Source organism: Amycolatopsis sp. SID8362 (genome assembly GCF_010550475.1).
Classification (GTDB): Bacteria; Actinomycetota; Actinomycetes; order Mycobacteriales; family Pseudonocardiaceae; genus Amycolatopsis; species Amycolatopsis eburnea.
In genome coordinates this window covers 1-10,622 of record NZ_JAAGNB010001532.1, presented here as the reverse complement: position 1 = coordinate 10,622, position 10,622 = coordinate 1, and the positions used below count along the sequence as shown (strand labels likewise).

General features: G+C 71.3%; 8 protein-coding genes. 2 read left to right on the top strand and 6 right to left on the bottom strand.

Annotated elements, in window-relative coordinates:
• The coding region (locus G3I65_RS47265) for a glycosyl hydrolase 115 family protein (protein ID WP_160701896.1) at positions 1-2,793 on the top strand (2,793 nt) is incomplete at its 5' end.
• 88 nt (positions 2,794-2,881) lie between these two features.
• Here G3I65_RS47265 and G3I65_RS47260 read toward each other — a convergent pair.
• The gene (locus G3I65_RS47260) at positions 2,882-3,952 is read right to left on the bottom strand and encodes a LacI family DNA-binding transcriptional regulator (RefSeq protein ID WP_160701895.1); all 1,071 of its coding nucleotides are present in this window, start codon (positions 3,950-3,952) and stop codon (positions 2,882-2,884) included.
• Between the two features lie 81 nt (positions 3,953-4,033).
• On the opposite strand from G3I65_RS47260, the gene G3I65_RS47255 reads away from it, so the two are divergent.
• Positions 4,034-5,050 carry an endo-1,4-beta-xylanase gene (locus G3I65_RS47255; RefSeq protein ID WP_166641478.1) on the top strand — a complete coding sequence of 339 codons (1,017 nt, stop codon included), beginning with the start codon at positions 4,034-4,036 and terminating at the stop codon, positions 5,048-5,050.
• 201 nt (positions 5,051-5,251) lie between these two features.
• Here the strand turns inward: G3I65_RS47255 and G3I65_RS47250 are convergent, their stop codons facing one another.
• The 5 genes from G3I65_RS47250 to G3I65_RS47230 form a co-directional block, all read right to left on the bottom strand.
• On the bottom strand, positions 5,252-5,797 hold the full coding sequence (locus G3I65_RS47250) for a polysaccharide deacetylase family protein (protein WP_160701894.1): 546 nt from the start codon (positions 5,795-5,797) through the stop codon (positions 5,252-5,254).
• Positions 5,794-6,726, bottom strand: coding sequence for an acyl-CoA desaturase (locus G3I65_RS47245; RefSeq protein ID WP_160701893.1), 933 nt, complete (start codon positions 6,724-6,726; stop codon positions 5,794-5,796). The genes G3I65_RS47250 and G3I65_RS47245 overlap by 4 nt, the downstream gene beginning before the upstream one ends.
• A 254-nt stretch (positions 6,727-6,980) precedes the next feature.
• Entirely contained in the window at positions 6,981-7,184 is a 204-nt protein-coding gene (locus G3I65_RS47240; protein WP_086680104.1) for a cold-shock protein, read from the bottom strand.
• Between the two features lie 90 nt (positions 7,185-7,274).
• A complete protein-coding gene (locus tag G3I65_RS47235; protein WP_166641477.1) occupies positions 7,275-8,570 on the bottom strand; it encodes a class I SAM-dependent methyltransferase in 1,296 nt (431 codons plus the stop codon).
• Positions 8,552-9,943 (bottom strand): FAD-binding oxidoreductase, encoded by a 1,392-nt coding sequence (locus G3I65_RS47230; protein WP_160701891.1) that lies wholly within the window; start codon positions 9,941-9,943, stop codon positions 8,552-8,554. Before G3I65_RS47230 ends, G3I65_RS47235 begins: the two co-directional genes overlap by 19 nt.
• Positions 9,944-10,622: the final 679 nt, after the last annotated feature.

The window sequence follows — 10,622 nt, the reverse complement described above, 5'->3', positions numbered from 1 at the left end:
GCCGCCGACGTCGAACGCGTCACCGGCGTCCGGCCGGCCGTCGCCGACGCGGTGCCCGCCGACGGACCGGTCGTGCTGGTCGGCACGCTCGGCCACAGCCCGCTGGTCGACTCGCTCGTGGCGGCCGGTCGCCTGGACGTCCGGGACGTCGAGGGCAAGTGGGAGACCTCGCTGAGCCAGGTCGTCGACGGGCGGCTCGTGCTGACCGGCAGCGACCAGCGCGGCGTCATCTACGGCGTCTACGAAGTCTCGCGGCGGATCGGCGTTTCGCCGTGGTACTGGTGGGCCGACGTCCCGCCGCGGCGGCAGTCCGAGCTGCACTTCCCCGGGGAGCGCTTCAGCCTCGGCACCCCGCACGTGAAGTACCGCGGGTTCTTCATCAACGACGAGAACCCGGCGCTCGGCACCTGGGCGCCGGCGTACTTCGGGCCGGGGCTCGCGCCGGGCTACCCCAACGGCTTCAACCGCCGGTTCTACGCCAAGGTGTTCGAGACGATGCTGCGGCTGCGGGCCAACTACCTGTGGCCCGCGGTGTGGGGGCGGGCTTTCGCCGAGGACGACCCGCTCAACCACGCGACGGCCAAGGAGTACGGCGTCGTCATGGGCACCTCGCACGAGGCGCCGATGATGCGCGGCATCGAGGAGTGGAACCGGCACGCGACGCCCGGGCACGACCCGTACGGCGGCACGGGGGAGTGGAGCTTCCGCCGCAACGGCGAGGCCATCAAGGCGTACTGGACCGACGGCATCCGCCGGATGGCGCGCGAGGGCTTCGAAGGCGTCGTCACGCTCGGCATGCGCGGCAACGGCGACGTCGGCCTGCCCGACGGCGACGGCATCGAGCTGATGCAGGAGATCATCGCGGCCGAGCGGGACATCCTCGCGCGCGAACTGAGCACCGACGTCCCGCAGGTGTGGACGCTCTACAAGGAAGTCCAGCGGTACTGGGCGAAGGGCCTGCGCCCGCCGGACGACGTCATCGTGGTCTTCACCGACGACAACTGGGGCAACATCCGCAAGCAGCCGGACCTTTCGCTGCCCCCGCACCCGGGCGGGTACGGGCTGTACTACCACTTCGACTACGTCGGAGGCGGCCGCAACTACAAGTGGGTCGACACCGCGCTGATCGCGAACACGTGGGAGCAGCTGAACCAGGCCGCGTCCTACGGGAACGACCGGCTGTGGGTGGCGAACGTCGGGGACATGAAGGGCAACGAGCTGCCGCTGCAGTTCTTCCTCGACTACGCCTGGAACCCCGCGGCGTGGCCGGCCGACCGGCTGTCCACCTGGGAGCGTGAGTTCGCCGCGGAGAACTTCGGCGGGGCACTGGCGGCCGACATCGCCGGCGTGCTGCACGACTACGGGCGGCTGCAGTCGCGGCGCAAGCCCGAGCTGCTGAACCGGCGGGCCACCCTGGCCGCGGACGGCACCATCACCTACGACGACCAGGCGACGCCGTTCAGCCTCGAGAACTACGGCGAGCTGGACCGGGTCACCGCGGAGTGGCAGGACCTGGGAACCCAGGCCGGCCGGATCGCGGCCCGGGTGCCCGCGGCCTACCGGGACGCGTTCTACGAACTGGTCGGCTACGAAGTCCAGGCGACGGCGAACCTGTACGCGTTGCGGCGCGCGGAGTTCACGAACCTGTTGTACGTGGCCCAAGGGCGGGCTTCGGCGAACGCGCTTGCCGCCGTCACCGAGGCGCGGTTCGCCGACGACCTGGCGCTGGCGGAGAAGTACAACACCGGCATCGCCGGCGGGAAGTGGCGGGGGTTCCAGACCCAGCCGCACATCGACTACGGCGACGTCGAGCGGTACGGGCCGAACGCGCCGTGGCAGCAGCCGGAACTGAACAACGTGGCCCTGCCCGACGTGATCTTCCCGGCGGTGCGCCGCATCGACGTCCCCGAAGCGGCCTCGCTGGGCGTGGCGGTCGACGGGTCGCTCGACGCGTGGCCGGGTGCGGCGGGGCGGCCGGTGCTGCCGGAGTTCAGCCCGTGGCAAAGCGCGCCGGCGCAGTACCTCGACGTGTTCAACCGCGGCCGGACGCCGTTCCGCTGCACGGTCACGCCGGGCGCGCCGTGGGTCCGCGTCGAGCCGCGCGGCGGGCGAGTGGAGGAGGAGCTGCGGATGACCGTGCGCATCGACTGGGCCCGGGCGCCCCGGGGCACGACGACGGTGCCGATCACGGTGTCCGGCGCCGGTGCTTCGGTCGTGGTGGACGCGGTGGTGCGGAATCCCGAGCTGCCGCTGCCGTGGCGCCGCGGGTTCGTCGAGGCGGGCGGCTACGTGTCGGTCGAGGCGCCGCACTGCAGCGCGAACGTCGGGGCCGGGCCGGTTTCCTGGCGGCGCGTCCCGGACCTGGGGATGACGCCGTTCCCGGTGACCGCGGCGAGCGTGGCGCCCGGCGCGGGTGCCCGGCTGGAGTACCGGATGACGTTGTTCACGGCCGGGCCGGTCACGGTGTGGGCGCACCTTTCGCCGCGCAACAACGTGCTGGCCGGCGACGGGCTGCGGTACGCGGTCTCGTTCGACGACGCGGAGCCGCAGGTCGTGAACATCACGAAGGCCACGGGCGCCGATGACACGTCGATGAACCGCCAGTGGGAGCGGACGACGTCGGACAACGTGAACCTCACGTCGACGACGCACGCGGTGGGGGCGGCGGGCCCGCACGTGCTGAAGTTCTGGATGGTGGACCCGGCGGTGGTGCTGCGCAAGCTCGTGGTGGACACCGGCGGCCTGCGGCCGAGCTACCTGGGGCCGCCGGAGAGCATGCGGTGGCCGGGATGAGCCGCCCGCGGCCACCGTCGCGTCGCTTTCACGTGAAAGCTACGCGGAGCTTTCACGTGAAAGTGGCGCGGACGGCCCGCGCGGGCGGTTACCGGCGGCCGCCGGAGAGGACCTCGGTGCGGCGGTGGACCGGGGCCGCGGTGCTCTGCCGGACCACCAGGCTCGTCGCCAGCTCCACCCGCTGGCTCGCCGGGTGCACCCCGCGGGCCAGCGAAATCGCCAGCCGCGCGCCCGCCGCGGCCATCTCCTGCAGGGGCTGGCGGATCGTCGTCAGCTCCGGGGTCAGCCAGCGGGCGATCGGCAGGTCGTCGAAACCGACCACGCTCAGGTCGTCCGGGATGCGCAGCCCCGCGCCACGGGCGGCTTCGTACACGCCCAACGCCTGCAGGTCGCTGCCGGCGAACACCGCCGTCGGGGGATCCGGGAGGGTGAGCAGCGATGCCAGCTCGCGGTAACCCGAGCGGACGTGGAAATCGCCGCGGCGGACCAGCGCCGGGTCGAACGCCAGGCCCGCCGTCTCCAGGGCCGTGCGGTAGCCGTCGATGCGCGCCCGGCTGCACAGCACGCCTTCCGGGCCGCCGATCATCGCGATCCGGCGGTGGCCCAGCTCCACCAGGTGCCGGGTCGCGGTCAGGCCGCCCTGCCAGTTCGTGGCCCCGATCGAGGGCGTCTCCGGGCCGGGCGCGCCGGCCGGGTCGACCACGACCAGCGGGATGTCGCGGGCGCGCAGCTTGGCCAGCTGCCCGCCGGTGAAGTCCGAGCAGACCGAAACGATGCCGACCGGGCGGCGGGCGAGGACGCTCTCCAGCCAGCTCTGGCCGGGGGTGTGCCGTCCCGACGATTCCGCGAGCACGACCGCCATTCCGTTTTCGCGGGCGACGCACTCGACACCGCGGATGATTTCCAGTGCCCACGTGCTTTCGAGTTCGTGGAACATCAGTTCCAGCAATCGCGAACGGCGGGACCGCTCGTCGGCCCGGCGGCGGTAACCGTATTTCCCGATAACGGCTTCCACCCGGGCCCGGGTGCTTTCGGAGACGTCCGGGCGGCCGTTCAGAACTTTCGAAACGGTCGGTACCGAAACGCCGGTCTCGGCGGCGATCCGGGCGATCGTGACCCGGGACGCGGTCGGCTCGAGTTCCTCGGACTTCGTTGTCATGGAGGAGATTCTAGGTCATCGAAACCTGATTTGAAACGGTTCGAAACTTTCGGTTCGCCATTGTCGATGGAAGGATGCAAGATGCTGAGAAGAATTCCGAAGAAACGTGCCGTGGTGGTGCTCGCCGCCGTCGCCGGTATCGCGGTGTGGCAGGCGCCGGCGGCGTCCGCGTCGGTTCCGCTGCAATACACCACGAACCGCTACGTCGGCAGCGCGGTCGCCGCGTCCTACCTGGCGTCGGAACCGGATTACCGGGCCGTGCTGACCCGCGAATTCGACAACGTCACCCCCGAGAACGAGATGAAGTGGGGCACCGTCGAAGCCGTCCGCGGGCAGTACGACTGGTCGGGCGCGGACGCGATCGTCCGCTACGCCCAGGAAAACCACAAGACCGTCCGCGGCCACACGCTCGTCTGGCACTCCCAGCTCCCCGACTGGGTCGCCGCGCTGCCCGCCGACGAGCTGCGCCGCGTCCTGCGCGACCACATCACGACGGAAGTCAAGCGGTACAAGGGGAAGGTCCGCGCCTGGGACGTCGTCAACGAGATCTTCAACGAGGACGGCACGCGGCGCGACACGGTGTTCCGGCAGAAGCTCGGCGACGGCTTCGTCGCCGACGTCTTCCGCTGGGCGCACGCGGCCGACCCGAAGGCGACGCTCTACATCAACGACTACAACATCGAAGGCCGCAACCCGAAGAGCGACGCCGTGTACGAGCTGGTGAAGACCCTGCGGCGGCAGGGCGTGCCGATCGGCGGCGTCGGGATCCAGGCGCACCTGTCGATCCAGTATGGCTTCCCGGGGGAGTACCGGGAAAACCTGACCCGGCTGGCCAAGCTCGGCGTGGACGTCGCGATCACGGAGGCGGACGTCCGCGTCCCGACCCCGGCCACCGCGGCGGGCCTCGACACCCAGGCGAGCTACTTCGGGCAGCTCTGGGACGGCTGCCAGGCGGTCCGGCACTGCGTCGAGTTCACGACGTGGGGCTTCACGGACCGGCACTCCTGGGTCCCGGACGTCTTCCCCGGTGAGGGTGCGGCCTGCCTCTTCGACGAGAACCTGAACCCGAAGCCGGCCTACACCCGGATCAACCCCTGACCGGAGGTCATGAGGGCACCCGAGCCCACCGGCGCTGGCCGTGGCGAGTGGGCGCCGCGCGGGCCTGCGATGTAGTGAATGACTCATTCATGTCGTCGGACGACATGAATGAGTCATTCATGACGTGCGGGCGGCGGACGCACCCAGCGCCACATTGGGTGCGTATCGGCCCAGGCGGGGTCCAAGCCATGAGGGTGCCCCTCATGGCCGCCGCACCGGACTGGGACGCACCCCGCGGGCGGCGAGCGCCGCCAGGACGCGGGGAACCGCCTCGACGGTGGCCGGGCGGCCTTCGTGCATGAGCACGACGCCGCCCGGCTCCACCGCCGACGCCGCCGTCACGATCTCGTCCGCCGGCGCGTCCGCCCAGTCGCGGGTGTCGACGCTCCACAGCACCTCGGTCAGGCCCTGCGCGGCGGCGGCCGACGCCACCGCCGGATCGGTGTCGCCGTAGGGCGGCCGGAACAGCACCGGCCGGACACCGGTGAGCGATTCGAGGAGCTCCTGCGTCCGGCTGATCTCCCGGTCGCGGGCGGCGGGGTCCAGGGTGGTCAGCCGCGGGTGCGTCCACGTGTGGTTGCCGAGCACGTGCCCGGCGCCGGCGATCGCCCGCACCAGGTCCGGGTGCGCCTCGGCGTGCTCGCCCCACAGGAAGAACGTCGCCCGCACCTCGCCGAGGGCGGCCAGCAGCGCGTGCGTGGTCGACGGGTACGGGCCGTCGTCGAAGGTGAGGGCGACCGTGCTCATCGGGCGAGCGCGGCCAGGCGCTTCGGCGTCGGCCAGCGGACGTTCCACGCCCAGCCGAGCTTCTCGAACAGCCAGATGACCCGCGCCGAGACGTCGATCTGGCCGCGCAGCGCGCCGTGGCGGGCCGACGTCGGGTCCGCGTGGTGGGTGTTGTGCCAGGACTCGCCCATCGACAGGATGGCCAGCGGCCAGAAGTTCGCCGAGCGGTCGCGGCTGGCGAACGGGCGCTCGCCGATCATGTGGCAGATCGAGTTCACCGACCACGTCACGTGGTGCTGGAACGAGATCCGGGCCAGCCCGGCCCAGAGGAACGCGGTCAGCGCGCCCCACCACGACAGCGTGAGCAGGCCGCCGAGCAGCGGCGGGAGCAGCAGGCTCACCAGCACCCACAGCGGGAACAGACGGTCGACGACGCGCAGGTCACGGTCGGCGGCGAGGTCCGGGGCGAACCGGTCGACGTTGGTCTTGTCGCGGCCGAACAGCCAGCCCATGTGGGCGTGCCAGAACCCGCGGGCCAGCGCCACCGCGGAGGTGCCGAACAGCCACGGCGAGTGCGGGTCGCCCTCGCGGTCGGAAAAGGCGTGGTGACGGCGGTGGTCGGCGACCCAGCCGATCACCGGGCCCTGGGCGGCGAGGCCGCCCGCGATGGCCAGCGCGACCCGCAGCGCCCGCTTCGCGCGGAAGGCGCCGTGGGTGAAGTGGCGGTGGTAGCCGACGGTCACCCCGAGGGTCGACACCACGAAGAACGCGCCGCCGATGGTGAGGTCCAGCCAGCTGACGCCCCAGCCCCAGAACACCGGGACGGCCGCGGCCAGCGCGACGAACGGGACCAGCAGGAACGTGCGGATGGTGATCAGCTCGGCGACGGTCTGCTTGCCGGAGAGCACCGGTTTCGGGGCGGGACGGGGAGCCTTCACGGAGGCGGTCATGCACTGCTTCTTTCGAGGTCGGCACCGCGGCGAGGTACGCGCGGGAGGCCGGGGAGCGGGAACACCCGGCGGACGGCGATGGGAGGCGTCGCCGCTCCTGCCGGCGATCGGCCCTGACGTGAGAGCGAGGCCGGCCGGACGCCAGCGTGCTCTCCACGCCCTCCACGTTACCTGATCGTTGTGAATCCGCCGTGTGGCCGCGCACGAAGAAGGCCCCCGCCCGGGTGGGCGGGGGCCTTCAGGTGCCTCGTGGCTCAGATGACGCTGACGCGCTGGGCCTGCGGGCCCTTCTGGCCCTGGCCGATTTCGAACTCGACGCGCTGGCCCTCGTCGAGCGACTTGAAGCCGGTGCCCTGGATCTCGGAGTAGTGGACGAACACGTCCGGACCCCCGCCGTCCTGGGCGATGAAGCCGAAGCCCTTTTCACCGTTGAACCACTTGACACTGCCCTGAGCCATACCTATACCCACTCTTTGTTAGTGAGCCGGAGCGTCCCGTTCGGACGTCCCGGTCTCGCGCCCATTCTCGCACTACTCCCCGTACCCGGGTCAAACCCCCCAGTCGGGGCGCAGGGGGAGGCCCATGCCGCCCGCGCTGTCGGTGCGCACCCCGAGCACCTGGTGCAGCTCGATCTCCCGCCGCTCGAACGCCAGCCGGCAGGCGGCGAGGTAGAGCGCCCACACGCGGCTGCGCCCGGCCCCGGCCTCGGCGACCGCCTCGTCCCAGTGCTCGTCGAGGTTCGCGCACCACCCGGCCAGCGTGAGGGCGTAGTGCTCCCGCAGGTTCTCCGAGTGCCGCACCTCCAGGCCGCTGTCGTGCATCGCGGTGACGATCTCGCCCGGGGCCTCCAGCTCGCCGTCCGGGAAGACGTAGCGGTCGATGAACCCGCGCGAGCGGTGCGCGACGCTGGTGTCCGGGTTGGTGATGCAGTGGTTGAGCAGGCGCCCGTGCGGCTTGAGCTTGCCGGCCAGGAAGCGGAAGTAGCCGGGCACGTTGCGCGCCCCGATGTGCTCGGTCAGGCCGATCGAGGAGATCGCGTCGAACCCCGATTCGGTGACGTCCCGGTAGTCGAGGTGGCGGATTTCGGCGCGGTCGGCGAGGCCGAGGGCGACGATGTTCTTCTGCGCCCACTGCGCTTGTTCACGCGAAAGTGTGACACCGAGCGCCTCGACGCCGTAGTGCCGGACGGCGTGGGCGACCATGCCGCCCCAGCCGCAGCCGACGTCGAGCAGCCGCATCCCGGGCTTCAGGCCGAGCTTGCGGCAGACCAGGTCGAACTTGTTGGCCTGCGCTTCCTCCAGCGACGCGTCCGCGGTCGGGAACACGGCGCACGTGTACGCCATCGACGGGCCGAGGACCAGCTCGTAGAACCGGTTGGAGACGTCGTAGTGGCTGGCGATGGCCTCGCTGTCGCGCTGCTTCGAGTGCCGCAGCGCGGTGAGCCCGCGCCGGAACCGGCTCGGGTGCTCCTCGGCCGGCGGCTTGACGACCCGCAGGTGGCGCGGCCCGAGCTTGCGCAGCAGCCACAGCCGGTCGGCCGGGCTGAGCTGGTCGACCTGGGCCGACAGCGCGTGCAGTGCGGTGTAGAGGTCGCCGGTGACGTCGAGCGCCCCGGCGACGTACGCGCGGGCGAGGCCGAGGTCGCCGGGGGAGGACATCAGGTAGTCCAGCGCCAGCGGGGACCGCACCTGGATGGCCACCGGTGCGTCGGCCGGGCCGCTGCTGCTGCCGTCGTAGGCGGTGATCGACACGGTGGCGCGCGGGCCGAGGAGCCGCTCGAACACCTCGCCGACCGTGGTGCTTGCCTGGGTCACGTTCGTTCCTTTCACCGGCGGCGGACGCATTTTTCGTAGAGGCCGAGCAGCCGCCCGCCCGGATCGTAAGTCCGCTTGAGCCCGGCGTAGGTCTCGCCGTTGTAGAGCCGCCAGAACTCGTCTTCGGCGTAGAAGCTGTCCGAATAGAGCGACTTGTGCCCGCCGAGCCGGGTGACTTCGGCCTCGATCATCCGGTTGTGCACGCCGTCGCGTTCGCCCGGGTCGAGCGGCACCGCCGACCAGAACCCGAAGTTGACGTAGAGCTCGGCGGGGTCGAGTTCGTACAGCGGCCAGCGCACGCCACCCGGGCGCTGCTTCAGCGGGCAGACCCAGACCGGGCTGATCGGGATCTCGCGTTCGAAGAACTCGAGGAACTCCGCCGCGCGGGCGAGCGGCACCTCGATGTCCTGCACGATCGTTTCCTCCGGCGGCAGCCGCCGGAGCTTGAGCAGCCGTTCGGCGATCTTGAACCGGCGGTCGAGCGCGACGAGCTTCCAGTACACCGACGACCGGAGCAGCCGGCGGCCGAGCAGCAGCCGGGGCAGCCGGTGCTGGACGCCGAACGCGCGTGAGCACCAGAACCAGTCGGTGTCCCAGCGCCAGAGGTAGTCGCGGACGGTGAGGTGGTCGGTCTCCCGTCGCTGGATGGACCGGTAGTAGATGTCCAGCCAGGTGTAGTCGCTGGTCGCGGGCGCGGAGTCGGTGAAGGTGCCCAGCGTCAGGTAGAGCTCGTGCGGGCCGAAGACGGTGCCGTCGACGAAGTCCTGTTCGCCGCTTTCGCAGACCTCGCCCAGCGCGCGGAAGAAGGTCTCCCGGTCGTGGTAGCGGATGTGCCGGAGCTCGACGAACGGCTTGACCGGCTCCAGCAGGATCCGCAGCCGCAGCGCGTAGCCGAGGGTGCCGTAGGAGTTGGGGAAGCCGTGGAAGAGGTCGCGGTGCTCGTTGTCCGGCGTGGCGACGACGATCCGGCCGTCGCCGGTGAGGATCTCGAGCTCGAGCACCGACTCGTGCGGCATCCCGTTGCGGAACGACGAGGACTCGATGCCGAGCCCGGTGACCGCGCCGCCGAGGGTGATGGTCTTGAGCTGCGGGACGACCAGCGGCATCAGCCCGTGCGGCAGGGTGGCGTCGACGAGCTGCTCGTAGGTGACCATCCCTTCGACGTCGGCGGTCCGGGTCTCGGGGTCGACGCGCAGCACGTGGCTGAACCCGGAGACGTCCAGTCCGGGGTGCCGCGTGGCCGCCCGGGAGCGGAAGAGGTTGGAGGTGCGCTTCGCCAGCCGTACGGTGGCTTCGCCGCTGATCTCGGTGAGCTGCCGCCGCAGGGCGTCGACGCGGGCTTCGTGCTCGGGGAACGCCGGGCCCGGACGGGCTTCGGGCACCCCGGCCTGATCGATGGTCACGACTCGATCCTGCCTCACGTCCAGGGCGGCCGCACCGCTCCGGGGCCTGTTTCAGTGACATACCGGGAATCCGGGCGCGGAGGGCGGCCGGTCCGGCTTCGTGTCGCCGGGCAGGGAGCGATCCGGTCGTTTGTGACTGTGTGTGATCGAATGTGTCTTGCCGGCTTCGCTGACGTCTTGAATGAGTCATTCAGGTCTTCGGAGGTCCTGAATGACTCATTCAAGACACCGCAGGCCCAGTCTCGGCGCGACATTTGCCGGACACTGCCTGGCGGTGGCGCTGCCCAGGGGAGGAGGCTGATCGCCCGCTCGCCGGTGCCGGTCGCGAGGCCGGGGTTGAGCCGCACCGCGGGGGGCGAGTCGCGCGCGACGGCGTGCCGCCTGCTGCGCAGCCGGGCCGGTTCGGGCGGCCTGGTCCCCGCGGGGGTCGGTCTGCGCCCTCGGTGGGCGGAGGCCCGCGGCGCGCTCGGGACTCCGCCGGTTCGGGCGGTCCTGATCGCGCGCCGGTGCAGGAAGGCAGCCGGTCGCTAGGCCGGGGTTGATCGTCCCCCCGACGGGGTACCCGCCGTCCGGACCGCGGGGATCCCGCGGCGCACAAGGGGAAAGCGAGGCGGCGTTGAGCATTCTGATCGACTTCGGGCGCGACACGGAGTTCTCGTTCGAACGGCGGTTGCGCGGG